We start from the raw sequence: 15,401 nt of genomic DNA, 5'->3' as shown, positions 1-15,401 counted from the left end.
ATACTTGAAAAAACAAGTTAAGTTTGATATAATTTCAGTGAAATGGATTTAAATTTTAGACCTTATTTATTTAGATGCCCAAAGCATTAGCGTAGATGAGGCTCGTTTGATTGCTATACAATCTACGAGCTTCTTTTTGTTTTTTTGCAATTATTAATACACATTCTTGCGAAGAAGGAGGTGTGGAAATATTTGAAGTGCTATAAATATCATCATGGGAATTAAAAAAAAGAATAGGGAGGAAGTTATATGATTACAAATGGTTTTACTTATCTTGCATTCATCATATTTTTTGCTAGTTTGATAGTGTTAGCTGAAAAGAAAAGCAGTAGTAAATTTTTTAAATATGTTCCCGCCATCGTTTTACTATATTTCACTGTAATGTTACTGGCAACATTTAAGGTTTGGCAAAAAACAGATGATGTAAATATGTATTATAAAATGGTTAAGGGGAATTTATTACCAGCTATGATATTTTTAATGTTATTAAGATGTGACCTTAGAAAAATTGTGAAACTTGGACCTAAAATGCTATTAGGATTTTTTGCTGCTTCTTTTAGTATTGGGATAGGATTTATTGTATCCTTTATGATATTTAAAGGAATGTATGAACCAGATACTTGGAAAGCTTTTGCAGCCCTAGCAGGAAGTTGGATGGGTGGAACAGGAAATATGGCAGCTATTCAAGGTGCATTAAATGTACCGGATTCCAGTATGGGATATACCCTTCTTATTGATTCCATAGATTATTCCATATGGGTTATGCTTCTATTAGCATTTGTTCCATATTCCAAGATATTTAATAAGTGGACTAAGGCCGATACTAGGATAATCGATGAAGTAGGAGAACAATTGGCAGCTTCACAAGAAAACAAGAGACAAAATATTGAGTTTCTTGACTTGATATTATTAATGGGATCAAGCCTATTTGTTTCAGCAATGGCAAAGTCTCTTGCCACAGTTTTACCAACAACAACATTCCTTTCAGGAACCACTTGGTCTGTCATTATAGCAACAACCGCAGGAGTAATTTGTGCCATGACACCTTTAGGGGAGCTGCCGGGATCACCACAATTATCAAATCTTATGTTATATACAATAGTTGGATTAATAGCTTCAAGGGCAAACTTTGCAGAATTAACTCAAGCCCCCATATATATAATTGCAGGTTTTGTAATCCTTGCTGTACATGCAGTTGTCTTAGCCTTAGTAGCTAAGATATTCAAATTGGATTTATTTACATGTGGGGTTGCCAGTCTTGCTAATATAGGTGGAGTGGCATCAGCTCCTATACTGGCAGCTTCATATAGTGAAGCCTTGATTCCAATAGGGGTACTAATGGCTATGATGGGTTATATAATAGGAACTGGTGGGGGCCTCCTAGTGGGTAAGGTTCTTTCCTTGATGTAAATAAAGCATGGGAATAGAAGATAACTGTATATACATATGGTTATGTAAGAAAGTAGATAAATGTTAATTATCGATAATTAAGTATAAGTGAAGGATGGTTAATGTGTATAGAAAGAATACTGTATATGTAGTAGGACATGCAAAAACCAGTAATGATAATGCTATAACAGAACGATTCAAGCTATTTTTTATTGGTTTTGTTATTGATACCGATCTTGATGAGGTAGTGGATGCTAAGAGTACTGCAACTATAGATATAACTTCAGAATTTATAAAAAGTATGTTCTTAGGTCAAAAATTTGATAAGTACTATAAAGAAATAGAAGATGAGGTAAAAAGAAGGTATTTTGGTACTTCTCAAAGAGCTATAATAGTGGCTTATAAAGATGCAGTTAAAAAATATACAGAGGTTAAACAAAGATATTATTAAATTATACTGTTTTATTTATCGGGTATTTTACAATCATAACGTAATATATTCACCTAAATGAAATCCAGTATAAGCAATCCCTCTGTTGCTTATACTTAATACTCAAAAAAATTTGGTTTGTTAATCTAAACTTTGGAGGGAATATAATGAAAATCACCGATATTAAAATAGGCTTTGTATCCATTCCCCTTAAGACACCATTTAAAACAGCACTTAGAACGGTTAATTCCGTAGATGATGTAATAATAAAAATTGAAACCGATACAGGTAATGTGGGATACGGGGAAGCTCCTCCAACGGGAGTCATTACGGGGGATACTAGGGGAGCTATCATAGGAGCCATAAATGATCATATTAGAAAAAATTTAGTTGGAAGAAAAATAGAAAATTTTGAAGAGATAATGGATATACTAGATAATTCTGTTGTCAAAAACACTAGTGCTAAGGCAGCGGTTGATATAGCCCTTTATGACTTATATGGACAAATGTATAATGCCCCCATATATAAAATCTTAGGAGGATATTCCAAGGAAATCATCACAGATATAACAATAAGCGTTAACGATCCCGAAGAAATGGCCAAGGATAGTATAGATGCTGTTACAAGAGGATATAGAACACTAAAGATTAAAGTAGGCAAGAATCCTAAGCTGGATATTGAAAGGATTAAAGCTATTAGAGATGCAGTTGGGTATGATGTAGACCTTAGAATAGATGCGAATCAAGGATGGAAACCCAAGGAAGCCATCAAAATACTAAGAAATATGGAGGATGCAGGATTTAATATTGAATTTGTTGAACAACCAGTAATTGCAGATGATTTAGAAGGACTTAAGTTAGTAACTGATAATATTAATATACCAGTATTGGCCGATGAAAGTGTTTTTTCACCTAAGGACGCAATAAGGATTATTCAAATGAGAGCAGCTGATTTTATTAATATTAAGCTTATGAAAACTGGTGGTATAAAAAATGCACTCAAAATATGTTCCGTAGCTGAAATATATGGAGTAGAATGTATGATAGGATGTATGCTAGAGAGTAAAATCAGTGTTACAGCGGCGGCACACTTAGCAGGGGCGAAATCTATTATAACTAAAATAGATTTGGATGGCCCAGTACTATGTAAGGAAGATCCAATAGAGGGCGGAGCTATATTTGATGAATACATGATTATGTTAAAGGATGAACCAGGCTTTGGGTTTAAGAAGATTAATGGTATTAAATGGATGGATAAATATACTGAGGAAAAGGCTTTAGTTTATTAATAGTAGTCCATTTAAATGTGTATAGTGTGGTGTGAAAAATAGGTTTTATTTTAAAGACTGTTTTCTATGAATTTTTATAGTAAATAGTCTCTTTTTTTATAGAAAAATTCCTCAAGCCAATAAATTAGGGTGAAGTTTTTTATTTTGCTCTATTTTTTTGATTACATTACAAAAATGTAAGGTTAACTAGTGTCATTGTAATGTTATTCAATGGATGCAATTTTTATATAAATATATAATGAAACTATGAAGATAAAGAACTTAAAGTTAAATAAATTAAGGAAGTTGGAGGGATTAAGATGAAAAGAATTATACTATTTATGGTAGCTTTAGTAGTTTGTTTTATTGGTATTAATTTCTTAGTATATAAGAATATTAATGAAACATATTCTACTAATGAAAATTTAATAAAGAAAATTTCATCGGATGTTCCCAACTATACTAAGATAGACGACATTCCTAAAGGGCTTATAGATGCCATAATTACAGTTGAAGATAGAAGGTTTTTTTCACATTATGGATTTGATGTTATAGGAATAGGCCGGGCTTTTATTGCAAATTTGAAAGCAGGAGAAGTTATACAGGGGGGAAGTACAATTACTCAGCAGCTAGCTAAAAATTTATTCCTATCAAGTGAAAAGAAATTGACAAGAAAAGTAAAAGAACTGTATATAGCAATTAAAATTGAGAATGATTACTCAAAGGAAGAGATATTAGAAATGTATTTAAACTGTATCTATTATGGAGCGGGGGCCTATGGAATACAAAATGCAAGTCAAACCTATTTCAATAAAGATGTTGATGAGCTTACGTTGGTGGAATCTGCTTTGTTGGCTGGATTACCCCAAGCTCCAAGTGGATATAACCCAAAGAAATATCCTGAAAGAGCAAAAAAGAGACAAGGGATTGTACTTGATCTAATGTATAAAAATAGAATTATTGGAAAAGAAGTTCAAGAAAACCTTACAAAACAAAGTTTTTTTGTTTTTCAATAGTGGTAAAATTGATGCTAATGATTTTTTATCAAAAAGTTATAATTATATACTAAATAATGTGGTATGATATAGCATAAAGTATTTTTTATCGACAGTTTTTGAGGTGGTATGATAAATGAAATCAACAGCATCAATAAGTGGAAGTGTTGAATCCTTTGATTCTACAAACCTATATTATATGAAGGATATGACTAAAAACCCAAGGGCAATAGTAGTTATTGTCCATGGATTCGGTGAACACTTGGGTAAATACGAATACATAAAGAATAAATTAAATGAATTCGGATATGGAGTATATAGATTTGATAATAGAGGACATGGCAGATCCGGGGGAAAAAGAGGGTATGTAAACACTTTTAAAGATTTTGTAAAGGATACCGATGTTTTTATTGAATTTGTTAAGGGTGAGAACCCTGGTATTCCAATCTTTATGTTAGGCCATAGCATGGGAGGCTTTATAACGGCTTCCTATGGAATTATGTTCAAAAACAGAATAGATGGGCAAATACTGTCTTCAGCAGGCACAATGGAGCCAATCCAAGTTAGGGGAGTAAAAGGGAAATTTTATAAGCTCATCAATAGAATTGTACCTAAGCTTTATATAAAAAATCCCCTTATAAGGGACATACCTAGGGATAAAGAAGCTATAGATATTTATGAGAGGCAAGACCTAGATCTAAGATCATTAACATTAAACTTTGGTGTACAGTTTTTAATCTATGGAATTGGATGGTTAAGGCAAAATTATGGTGATTATTATTATCCATGCCTTATATTACACGGCAGCGATGACAAGATTATGGAAAAGGAAGCATCTATTCAATTTCACTCTTCAATTTCATCAACCGATAAGCAAATAAAGATATATGATGGTTTAAGGCATGAAATGCTAAAATGTAAAGATAGAGATATGGTTTTAGATGATATTGGTAAATGGATAGAACAAAGAATTTAGCCGCTTTATATAAAGCGGCTTTTAAATTTTTTAGTGATGAAATACATTGTATTATGATAATTTTATATGATAAAATCATCCTATGTTTAAAATATCAAATAATGGGGTGGTAAAAATTAAGGATAAATTGTGTGAAATTATAGATAAAAATAGGGAGGAAATAATTAATTTTGGAAATGATATTTTCAAAAATCCCGAATTAGGATTTAAGGAGTTTAGAACCTCCAAATTAATGGTTGAATATTTAAAAGATATGGGATTAGAAGTGGAAGAAAATCTATCCATAACCGGTATTAAATCCATAGTTGGAGATAAAGAAGGTATAAATATTGTCTTGATAGCTGAACTTGATGCAGTTCCAACTCCTGGACATAAATATTCCACAAAGGACAATGGAGCAGCCCATACATGTGCCCACTCAAATCAAGTGGCGATAATGCTAGGGGTAATGAAGGCGTTGAAAGAAAGTAATATATTGGACAATTTAGGTGGGAAAGTGACATTAATAGGTACTCCAGCCGAGGAATTTACAGATTTTGAATATAGAAGAGGGCTAGTAGAAGAAGGAAAGATAAACTATATGTCTGGTAAACAGGATATGATTAGTAAAGGTGTATTTGATGATGGGGATTTAATCATATCCTGTCATACTATGGGAGGAATAAGGGAAAGAAAAGCAGATGTAAATTCATCCCTTAATGGATTTATAGCAAAGAAAATAACTTACTATGGTAAAGCTGCACATTCCGGTGCTGCACCACATCTTGGTATAAATGCTTTGAATGCAGCTACTATTGGACTCACAGCAGTAAATGCCCAAAGAGAAACCTTTATGGATGAACATAACATTAGAGTACACGGAATAATCAAAGATGGTGGACAAACTGTAAATACAATTCCTGAAAGGGTTGTTATAGAAGGTTATGTTAGGGGAGGAACCTTAGAATCAATTATGGATGCCAATTCCAAGGTGGATAGAGCATTTGAAGCAGGGGCCTATGCCGTTGGAGGAAGGTGTGTAATAGAGGATACCGTTGGATACATGCCATTTGAGCAATGTGCTGATCTGTCAGGGGTTTTAAAACAAAATCTTGGTAAATTAATAGGTTCGGAAAACATTTATGATGGTCAAAAATCTATGGCATCGGGGGATATAGGAGATTTGGCAGCTATAAAGCCTACGATTCAGTTTGGTTTCAGCGGGTTCATGGGAAATGTTCATGGGTCAAATTTTGAGATAGTTGATGAAGAAATGGCATATATTATACCTCAAAAAGCGATAATTATGACGATCGTAGATTTGTTAGAAGCTGGCGGGGAAAAAGCAAAAAAGATTATTGATGACAATACTCCTAGGCTTACTAAGGGTAATTACATGAAGGATTGGCTTGACAATAAATCCATAAGGATGTTTCCGTAACTCCTAAAAATTAACACTTCTATTTCCTTAATAAAGAATTTACAAATCAATTCAAATGTGATATCATTAGCATAGTTTTGCGAAAAAAGTATAAATATGTAGGAGGATGTAGAATGAAAAAGATTTTATCTTTATTATTAGTTGTATCAATGATTCTTGTTTTTGGGGCTTGTTCTGCTGAAAAGGCTGAAACAAACACTGAAAATTCAGGGAAAGAGGCTGATGCTGGTAATGAAACAAATACTGAAGCTCCAGCTGATGTAACAAAGATTGTATTATTGGTTTCAGGTTCATTAGGTGACAAGTCATTCCATGATTCATCACAAGCTGGAATGGACATGATTAAAGAAAAATATGGTGATAAGGTAGAAGTAAAAACGATTGAAATGGGTTCAGATAAGACTAAGTTTATTCCTACTTTAGAAGATGTTTCAGAAGAAGAATGGGACATTATCATAACAGGAACTTTCCACATGAAGGAGCATGTAGAAGAAGTTGCTCCAAACTATCCTGAAAAGACATACATATTATTTGATACTGCTGTGAATTATGATGAAATTGAAGGATTAGATAATGTATATTCAATTACATATAAGCAAAATGAAGCAGGATTCTTAGCAGGGGCTTTAGCTGCTCAAATGACTACTAGAACAGATGTAGAAAATATAAATGAAGAAAAGAAAATAGGCTTCTTAGGAGCTATGGATATACCTGTAATCAACGACTTTTTAGTTGGATATATTGAAGGTGGAAAATATATTGACGAAGATATCAAAATAGATATATCTTATATTGATTCATTTGGTGATGCTGCAAAGGGTAAAGAATTAGCATTGATTCAGTATCAAACTAAGGGTGTAGATATTGGATTTAATGTTGCTGGTAGAGCAGGATTAGGACAAATAGAAGCAGCACATGAGACAAAAATGTATGCTATTGGTGTTGATTCAGACCAAGCAAAGCTATTTGCCGACAATGAAGAAAAAGCAAATAGAATCTTAAGTTCAGCATTAAAAAGAGTTGATAACTCACTATTAAGAGCCCTTGACATGTACTTTGAAGGAACAATACCAAAGGGTAAAGCGGAAGCAGTTGGTTTAGAAGAGGATGGAATTGGCATTGCTAAAAATGCTTATTATGAAAAACTAGTTCCACAGGAAGTAAGAGAAAAAATGGAAGAAATCGAAAAGGAAATATCTGCTGGAAATATAGATGTGGACAGTGCATTGGGTATGGATAGTGAAGTACTTGCAAAATTGAAGGAATCTGTAAAGTAATACTCTGGGATATAGAATCAGCAAAAAAATTTCTTAGGGAGACATAAAGCCAGCTTATAGCTGGCTTTATGTATAAGTGAAAAGAGGTGTATATAATGTCAGAGATGCTGAAAATGGATAAAATCACTAAGATTTATCCAGGTGGTGTAGTGGCAAATTATCAGGTTGAATTTTCATTGAGGGAAGCGGAAATTCATGCTTTGGTTGGTGAAAACGGAGCAGGGAAATCAACACTAATGAAGATACTTTTTGGTATGCAAAAGCAAACAGAAGGTAAGATATATTTAAGAGGAAAAGAAATAAATATGAACTCTTCACAGGATGCCCTTGAGCTTGGTATTGGTATGGTTCATCAGCATTTCATGTTAGTTCCAAGTTTAACGGTTGCAGAAAATATTGTTCTTGGTAGTGAGATAAAGAAGGGGATATTTCTTGACAAAGCAAGGGCTATAGAGGTTACAAAGGAACTATCTGAAAGATACAATCTGCCCATAAATCCTAAAAGCAAGGTTCAGGATATATCCGTATCTCAGAAGCAAAAGGTTGAAATACTAAAAGCCCTATATAGGGGGGCAAAGGTACTTATATTAGACGAACCTACCGCGGTTCTTACACCCCAAGAGATTGAAGAATTGTTTGAACAACTAATGTTATTGAAAGAATCTGGACATACCATAATATTTATTTCCCATAAGCTCCATGAGATTAAGAAGCTGTGTGACAGGCTTACTATCATGAGAGATGGACTTTCCGTAGGGGTACATAATGTGAATGAAGTTTCAGAAGATGATATTTCAAGGCTTATGGTAGGTAGAGATGTAAAGCTAGAAATAGATAAGGCTAAAGCACAACCTAAGGAAGTATTATTAAGAGTTGATGGTGTTAATTATATAAACGACTTTGGTAAGACTGTAGTTAAAAATGTTTCTTTTTCAGTTAGAAAAGGTGAAATAGTAGGGATAGCTGGAGTAGAGGGGAATGGACAATCTGAAATAATAGAGATTATAACTGGACTTAAGAAAGCCACTAATGGAAAAGTCTTAGTTCATAGTAAGGAAATAAATAATTTAAATGTAAGAAATATAAGGGAATTGGGTATGGCTCATATACCGGAAGATAGAATGCATACAGGTATAGCTCCTAATATGAGCGTAGAAGAGAATTTTATATCTGAAAAATATAGAAGTGAAGAACTTAGAAAAAATAGATATTTACTGGATAATAAAAAGATAAGTGATTGGGCAAAAGGATTGATAAAGAAATTTAATGTAAAAACAGATAGCGAAAAAACAGCCGTTAAGGGACTATCCGGTGGGAATATACAGAAAGTGGTAGTTGGTAGAGAATTTAGTTCCGACACAGATCTGTTAATAGTAAATCAGCCAACAAGAGGGATAGATGTTGGAGCTATTGAATTTATAAGAAAAATGATAATCAAAATGAGGGACGAAGGAAATGCCATATTATTAGTTTCAGCAGATTTGAATGAAGTAATGACATTAAGTGATTCCCTCATTGTTATGAACGGCGGCGAGATAGTTGGATATTTACCTGATGCAAGTGAAGTTACGGAAAAAGAGCTTGGGCTTTATATGCTAGGAGTAAATAAGCAATCGGAAGAGGAGATAAGGAGGGCCGTAAATGACTAGTTTAAAATTGAAGCCAAAAATAAATAAATATGATACTTTAAGAACAATGATAGCTATATTTATAGCACTTATAATCTCTACAATAATTATTTTTGCAACCAGTAAAACTCCTATCTACTCTATCACCAATTTCCTTTTTGGACCCCTACAAAAGCTTAAGTACTTTTCAAATGTGCTTGAGATGATGATTCCTCTGACATTTACTGGTTTAGCACTTTGTATAATATATCAATCAAAGCATTTTAGTTTAATTGCTGATGGTTGCTTTTTTATGGGGGCCATAGTAGCAGCCTATGTTGCCATAAACTATACATTACCAAATGGGATACATCCAGTAGTAGCCATGATTTTTTCAGGTGTTGTAGGGGGATGTATTGGAGTATTACCTGGAATTCTTAAGATAAAATGGAAGGCCAATGAGCTAGTAACTTCCCTTATGCTCAACTATGTGTTCTATTTCTTTGGGCTATACATAGTTAATTATTATCTAAGGGATCCAGAGGCAAGTGTATTTGCATCCTATAGGTTTAGTAAAAGCTTTGCACTTCCTAGAATATTACCGGGGACAAGATTACACGCAGGTTTTTTAATAGCTATGTTATTTATAATTTTAGCTTATATATACATATATAAAACAAAATGGGGATATGAAATACGAACTGTTGGTGATAATATAAATTTTGCAAAATACTCTGGTATAAATACTGCAAAGGTTATAATAAGCTCACAATTTATTGCCGGTGCTGTTGCTGGTATTGGTGGGGCAATAGAGATGTCAGGAATGTATAAGAGATTCCTATGGGATGTTACACCATCCTATGCTTGGGATGGTGTTATCGTTGCTTTGCTTGCTAAGAATAATCCTAAATATGTGCCCTTGGCTGCCTTTTTTCTATCCTATTTAAGAATAGGTGCAGATATGATGTCTAGAAGAGCAGATGTAGATAATGAAATCATTTCTATTATACAAGCTGTTATGATATTATTGATCGCAGCTGAAAGATTCTTGGCCTATTGGAAGCAAAGAGAAGAAAATAAATTAGCAAAAGAAAAATATCTAAATGCTAAGAAGGAGGTACAATAGTATGGATTCATTACTTAGCATGATTTTTAAAGATGCATTTTGGTTTGCAGTTATAAGATCGACTACGCCGATACTTTTTGCTACCTTAGGAGCAGTTGTAGCAAGTAGAGCTGGAGCCATAAATATAGGTATTGAGGGAACCATGATCACAGGTGCATTAATGGGTGTAATATTTAGTGCTTATACCCAGAATGTATGGATAGGACTTTTAGCGGCGGTTTTATCAGGTGTTTTAGTAAGTATGCTTCTTGGATATTTTGCACTAAAGCTTAAGACTAATATTGTGCTTACTGGGATAGCTATCAATATATTAGCCGCTGGGGGCACGGTATTTTTACTTACTGAGCTTACAGGAGATAAGGGGATATCTACATCATTAAACAGCTTGGTTTTACCAAATGTTAATATACCTTTAGTAAGTAGTATACCAGTAATAGGCAGTATACTGTCGGGACACAATATACTAACATATGTGGCAATAGTATGTATAGTGCTGATGCATATACTATTTAATAATATGTCCTTAGGACTTAGAATAAAAGCTGTTGGTGAGTCGCCAGAAGCTGCTGAATCTGTTGGGATAGATGTATTTAAAATAAAATTTATTGCCCTAATAATAAGTGGGATATTTGCTGCTTTAGGGGGAGCCTTCCTATCCATGGGCTATGTTTCTTGGTTTTCTTCGGGAATGACTGCCGGTAGGGGTTTTATTGCACTGGCAGCTAGGGCCATAGCAGGTAATACCTCACTAGGTTCATTATTTGCTTCCCTTTTATTTGGATTTGCCGATACATTATCAAATTATCTTCAAGCATTTCCTATACCCGTTGAATTTATCCATATGACGCCATATTTGGTTACTATAATAGGATTTATTGTAATATCAGTAATTAATGACAAGAAGGAATTGGAAAGAAAGAAAAAGCAGATGAATTAATCTACTGGCTGTAGGATATTGTTACTATTATTCTACAGCCAATATAATTATAAACCTAGATTACCTATAGTTAGCTTTGAATTATTTAGGATAGTGATGTTTTTCTATGAATAATCGGGTTTAAAAGCAAAGGGGGAGTAAAAATGTCCTATAAATGCATTTATAATGGTACCATAATAACCATGAATGAAAACAAAGACATTATTGAAGCCGGTGCTGTGGTAATAAATGGGATGGATATAGTGGAAATAGGGGATACAAGTGAATTATTAAATAAATATGATTATACTGAAAAGATAGATGCTCAAAATGGTATTATTATGCCGGGGTTTATCAATGGGCATTGTCATGTATCTATGTCTGTATTTAGAAGTTTGGGAGAGGATATACCCGATAGACTTACAAGGTATATGTTTCCCTTAGAAGATATGATTGTGGATGAAGGATTAGTAAACACTGGAGCAAAGTTAAGTATTGCTGAAATGCTCCTTGGGGGAGTTACTACCTTTGTAGATATGTATTACTTTGAGGATGAAGTTGCAAAGGCTGCAAAGGAATTAGGAATAAGGGCTATAGCAGGGGAGACAATACTTGAAAAAATTGCTCCCGATACCGATATTCCCTATGGGGGCTTAGATTATGCCATCAAGTTTATAAAGGAATGGAAGAATGATGAATTAATAATACCTGCATTGGCCCCACATGCTACATATACTAATGATGAAGAGCATTTACTTAAGATAAAAGAACTATCTGAAAAATATAATGTGCCAATACTTATTCATATATCGGAAATGATATCTGAGATGGATAAATTCAGGGAAGAATATGATATGACACCGGTGCAATATCTTGATAAAATAGGTTTTTTATCTGATAAAGTTATAGGAGCCCATCTAGTATATACAAATGAAGAAGATATGGATATACTTTATAAAAATGATGTTGGAGTAATACACAATGTAGCCGCAAATGCCAAAAGTGGTAGAAAAGTAGCACCTGTTCCTAGGATGTTAGATAAAAAAGTTAAGGTTGGTTTAGGAACAGATGGACCTATGAGTGGTAATCATCAAGATATAATAAATGTACTAGATCAATATACTAAAATCCAAAAAGTAGCTGCAAATAATAACAGAATTTGCCCTGCAATAGAAGCCGTTGAGCTAGGAACTATTGGTGGAGCAAGGGCTATAAAGCTTGATAATACCATTGGGTCAATAGAGGTTGGAAAAAAAGCAGACATAATAATAATAGAAACAAATACACCTAACATACAACCCATATATGATTACTATTCAGCCATAACCTATGCAGCATATCCCCATAATGTTGTAATGACTATGGTAAATGGAAATGTTGTTATGAGGGATAGAAAGCTTTTAAGTGGCAATTTAGATAAAATAATTGATGATGTAAAAAAAATACAAGAGAAGATAAAAGGCATTGCAATAGAGCTTGAAAAAAAGGTTAAATAGGAATTTTGAGAAATTGTACGAGGGATGACAAAGGTCATCTCTCTTTTTAGTTCCTTTTTGTGAATATCAAACTAAAAAATGTCTAAATACAAAAAAATGAAGGGAAATATGAAAAAAAGTAGAATTAGTAGAATTATGTTTTGAATAAAAATACATATAAAGTTTAATTTATCTAATATATATAGGGTTTTCATAGTATAACTTAACTTATACATGGACAAATATGCGATGGTTCTGGGCATTTTGGACTTGTATAAGTTAAAGTCTATACTAAAATCCCTATATTATAAATTGAATGTGACCAAAATATATATGATCCAGAGTCTTTATGGACTTACGGCATAGAGTGTATTAATTGTTAAATTATACGGGGGGAATAATAATGAAAAGTATAGGCACTAAACTGATAATCTATATCACGGTTTTATTGTTGGTTGTTTGTGCAAGTTTAGGTATTTTAGTCGAAATTTTTGCAGCTAGATCATTAACTCAGAGTATAAACGAGTCTTTAACTCAAATAGCATCACAAGCCGCAATGATTGTAGAAAGTCGCATTACAGGAGAGTTTAATACACTTAAAATTATAGCTGCTGACAGTAGTTTAAAGGATGAAAAAATAACATGGAAAAACAAGTCTCTAATGCTGAATGATGAAGCAAAAAAATTGGGATATTTAAGAATGGGTACTGTAGATAAAAATGGAATGCTTCATTCAACAAATGGTAAGATCTCGGATATCAAGGGTCGTAATTATTTTAAAGAAGCCATGTCGGGTAAAAATGTAATATCAGATCCTATAATTAGCAAGGTGGATGATACTCTTGTTATTGTATTCGCAGTGCCTATTAAAGAGGGAAGCAGGGTTTTAGGTGTTTTAACAGCAACCATGGATGCTGCTCATTGGAGTGCTATTACTAATGATATTACCTATGGAAAAACAGGGAAGACATTTATGATTAATAAGGACGGTGTTAAAATAGCCCACGGTGATATTAATTTAGTTAAACAAAGGGATAATGATTTTGAAAATTTTAAAAATAATCCAAGTCTTAAGTCTTTGGTAGAGTTGCAAAAGGAAATGGTAGCTGGAAAAAGTGGAGTAGGACGATATGAATACAATGGTGTTGATAAATATTTGGGATATGCACCAATAAAAAGTATGGGAGCATCGATTGCAATTGCTTTAGAAAAAAATGAAGTGTTTGGGGTCCAGGATAAATTTAATAGAATTTTGATTATGGCGGCAATAGCTGTTTTAGCCATTGGAAGTATAGTGGTTTATTATATTAGTAGAAAAATAATAACACCAATCAACGAAGGGACAAAGCATCTTGAGTTAATGGCTAATCTTGACATCACAAAGGATGCTCCCAAAAAATATATAAAAAGTAAGGATGAGATAGGACGTCTAGCCAGGGCTTTAGATCTTATAACTAATAATTTACGTAATGCCTTGAGTCTGGTTGCTGATTCATCGGAACAGGTGGCATCGGCTTCTGAGGAGCTTACGGCAACAGCAGAGCAATCTACAATGGCATCTGAACACATTGCATCGGTTTCTACTGAAGTGGCACAAAGCTCCGATGGACAATTAAGTCGGGTTTTAAGTGTGACTTCAGCAATGGAAGAAATATCAGCAAGTATTGAAGAAGTATCAAGTAATGCACAGGTAATTAATGATGTAAGCAGTAAAGTTTTTGATAGATCAAATATTGGTAAGGAAGAAATGAGAAAGGTTAGTATGCAAATGGACAGCATTAACAATAGTACAAAGGAAGTACAAAAATCCTTATTAGATGTTACTAACAGCTCTAATAAAATGAATGAGATAGTTAATGTAATAAAGGATATAGCAGAACAGACAAATCTTTTAGCACTTAATGCAGCTATAGAAGCTGCTAGGGCAGGGGAGCAAGGCCGGGGGTTTGCTGTTGTGGCAGAAGAGGTAAGAAAACTAGCTGAGGAATCACAGAAGGCTACAGAAGAAATAAACAACTTAATAATAGAAAACCAAACCAATATAGATAATGCTAAAGTTACTATGGAAGAAGGTATGAGAAATGTAAAAAATGGAATTGCAACTGTAGGTATTGCAGAAGACACTTTTAATGAGATATCCGTCTTAGTTGACAATGTTAATACTCAAATAGGAATTATTACAGCTTCTATTTCTGAAGTGGCAAAGGAGAGTCAGCATGTAGTTCTATCGGCTAATGGAATAGAAAAATCAAGTAAAGAAGTGGCGGGACAGATCCAAAACGTATCGGCGGCAACTGAGGAGCAAACTGCATCAATGGAAGAGATCACTTCAACAAGTCAAACTTTATCACAGCTTTCACAAGAACTACATGAAATGATTGCAAAGTTTAAATTTTAGCGGATGAGAATTTTATAGGATAATTTAAGTGGGTGTGTATCAGAATGACTAACTTTATTCATTCTGATACATCCCTTTTTTAGTGACAAAAATGTAAGATTACAAATTGTTTTGTAAGATAAAT

The 15,401-nt window shown here is 33.5% G+C and carries 12 protein-coding genes; all 12 read left to right on the top strand.

Going from position 1 to position 15,401, the window contains the following annotated elements; translation table 11 throughout:
- Positions 1 to 249: 249 nt before the first annotated feature.
- The 12 genes from N4A68_17545 to N4A68_17490 all read left to right on the top strand — a co-directional run bounded on the left by N4A68_17545 (position 250) and on the right by N4A68_17490 (position 15,277).
- A complete protein-coding gene (locus N4A68_17545) occupies positions 250 to 1,410 on the top strand; it encodes a DUF819 family protein (GenBank protein MCT4566099.1) in 1,161 nt (386 codons plus the stop codon).
- Positions 1,411 to 1,504: 94 nt separating this feature from the next.
- Complete coding sequence (locus tag N4A68_17540; protein MCT4566098.1) at positions 1,505 to 1,840, top strand: DUF3870 domain-containing protein; 336 nt, start codon at positions 1,505 to 1,507, stop codon at positions 1,838 to 1,840.
- Positions 1,841 to 1,986: 146 nt separating this feature from the next.
- Positions 1,987 to 3,108 (top strand): dipeptide epimerase, encoded by a 1,122-nt coding sequence (locus N4A68_17535; GenBank protein MCT4566097.1) that lies wholly within the window; start codon positions 1,987 to 1,989, stop codon positions 3,106 to 3,108.
- A gap of 299 nt (positions 3,109 to 3,407) precedes the next feature.
- Positions 3,408 to 4,103 (top strand): transglycosylase domain-containing protein, encoded by a 696-nt coding sequence (locus N4A68_17530; GenBank protein MCT4566096.1) that lies wholly within the window; start codon positions 3,408 to 3,410, stop codon positions 4,101 to 4,103.
- Positions 4,104 to 4,218: 115 nt separating this feature from the next.
- The gene (locus N4A68_17525) at positions 4,219 to 5,058 is read left to right on the top strand and encodes a lysophospholipase (protein ID MCT4566095.1); all 840 of its coding nucleotides are present in this window, start codon (positions 4,219 to 4,221) and stop codon (positions 5,056 to 5,058) included.
- An 82-nt stretch (positions 5,059 to 5,140) separates the two neighbouring features.
- Positions 5,141 to 6,478 (top strand): amidohydrolase, encoded by a 1,338-nt coding sequence (locus tag N4A68_17520; GenBank protein MCT4566094.1) that lies wholly within the window; start codon positions 5,141 to 5,143, stop codon positions 6,476 to 6,478.
- Between the two features lie 113 nt (positions 6,479 to 6,591).
- Positions 6,592 to 7,755 carry a BMP family ABC transporter substrate-binding protein gene (locus N4A68_17515; GenBank protein MCT4566093.1) on the top strand — a complete coding sequence of 388 codons (1,164 nt, stop codon included), beginning with the start codon at positions 6,592 to 6,594 and terminating at the stop codon, positions 7,753 to 7,755.
- A gap of 95 nt (positions 7,756 to 7,850) precedes the next feature.
- Positions 7,851 to 9,404 (top strand): ABC transporter ATP-binding protein, encoded by a 1,554-nt coding sequence (locus N4A68_17510; protein ID MCT4566092.1) that lies wholly within the window; start codon positions 7,851 to 7,853, stop codon positions 9,402 to 9,404.
- Positions 9,397 to 10,488: an ABC transporter permease gene (locus N4A68_17505; GenBank protein ID MCT4566091.1), complete on the top strand. Its 1,092-nt coding sequence runs from the start codon at positions 9,397 to 9,399 to the stop codon at positions 10,486 to 10,488. Before N4A68_17510 ends, N4A68_17505 begins: the two co-directional genes overlap by 8 nt.
- 1 nt (position 10,489) lies before the next feature.
- Positions 10,490 to 11,425 carry an ABC transporter permease gene (locus tag N4A68_17500; protein MCT4566090.1) on the top strand — a complete coding sequence of 312 codons (936 nt, stop codon included), beginning with the start codon at positions 10,490 to 10,492 and terminating at the stop codon, positions 11,423 to 11,425.
- 143 nt (positions 11,426 to 11,568) lie between these two features.
- Entirely contained in the window at positions 11,569 to 12,900 is a 1,332-nt protein-coding gene (locus N4A68_17495) for an amidohydrolase (GenBank protein ID MCT4566089.1), read from the top strand.
- A 382-nt stretch (positions 12,901 to 13,282) separates the two neighbouring features.
- Positions 13,283 to 15,277: a methyl-accepting chemotaxis protein gene (locus tag N4A68_17490; protein MCT4566088.1), complete on the top strand. Its 1,995-nt coding sequence runs from the start codon at positions 13,283 to 13,285 to the stop codon at positions 15,275 to 15,277.
- Positions 15,278 to 15,401: the final 124 nt, after the last annotated feature.

The sequence above is a fragment of the Maledivibacter sp. genome (genome assembly GCA_025210375.1).
Classification (GTDB): Bacteria; Bacillota; Clostridia; order Peptostreptococcales; family Caminicellaceae; genus JAOASB01.
This window is presented reverse-complemented; position numbering and strand designations above follow the sequence as displayed.

What these genes read in the sequence shown, in the direction of transcription:
- N4A68_17545 (MCT4566099.1), top strand. Translation starts at nt 250, where the DNA reads ATGATTACAAATGGTTTTACTTATCTTGCATTCATCATATTTTTTGCT.
- N4A68_17540 (MCT4566098.1), top strand. Translation starts at nt 1,505, where the DNA reads ATGGTTAATGTGTATAGAAAGAATACTGTATATGTAGTAGGACATGCA.
- N4A68_17535 (MCT4566097.1), top strand. Translation starts at nt 1,987, where the DNA reads ATGAAAATCACCGATATTAAAATAGGCTTTGTATCCATTCCCCTTAAG.
- N4A68_17530 (MCT4566096.1), top strand. Translation starts at nt 3,408, where the DNA reads ATGAAAAGAATTATACTATTTATGGTAGCTTTAGTAGTTTGTTTTATT.
- N4A68_17525 (MCT4566095.1), top strand. Translation starts at nt 4,219, where the DNA reads ATGAAATCAACAGCATCAATAAGTGGAAGTGTTGAATCCTTTGATTCT.
- N4A68_17520 (MCT4566094.1), top strand. Translation starts at nt 5,141, where the DNA reads ATGTTTAAAATATCAAATAATGGGGTGGTAAAAATTAAGGATAAATTG.
- N4A68_17515 (MCT4566093.1), top strand. Translation starts at nt 6,592, where the DNA reads ATGAAAAAGATTTTATCTTTATTATTAGTTGTATCAATGATTCTTGTT.
- N4A68_17510 (MCT4566092.1), top strand. Translation starts at nt 7,851, where the DNA reads ATGTCAGAGATGCTGAAAATGGATAAAATCACTAAGATTTATCCAGGT.
- N4A68_17505 (MCT4566091.1), top strand. Translation starts at nt 9,397, where the DNA reads ATGACTAGTTTAAAATTGAAGCCAAAAATAAATAAATATGATACTTTA.
- N4A68_17500 (MCT4566090.1), top strand. Translation starts at nt 10,490, where the DNA reads ATGGATTCATTACTTAGCATGATTTTTAAAGATGCATTTTGGTTTGCA.
- N4A68_17495 (MCT4566089.1), top strand. Translation starts at nt 11,569, where the DNA reads ATGTCCTATAAATGCATTTATAATGGTACCATAATAACCATGAATGAA.
- N4A68_17490 (MCT4566088.1), top strand. Translation starts at nt 13,283, where the DNA reads ATGAAAAGTATAGGCACTAAACTGATAATCTATATCACGGTTTTATTG.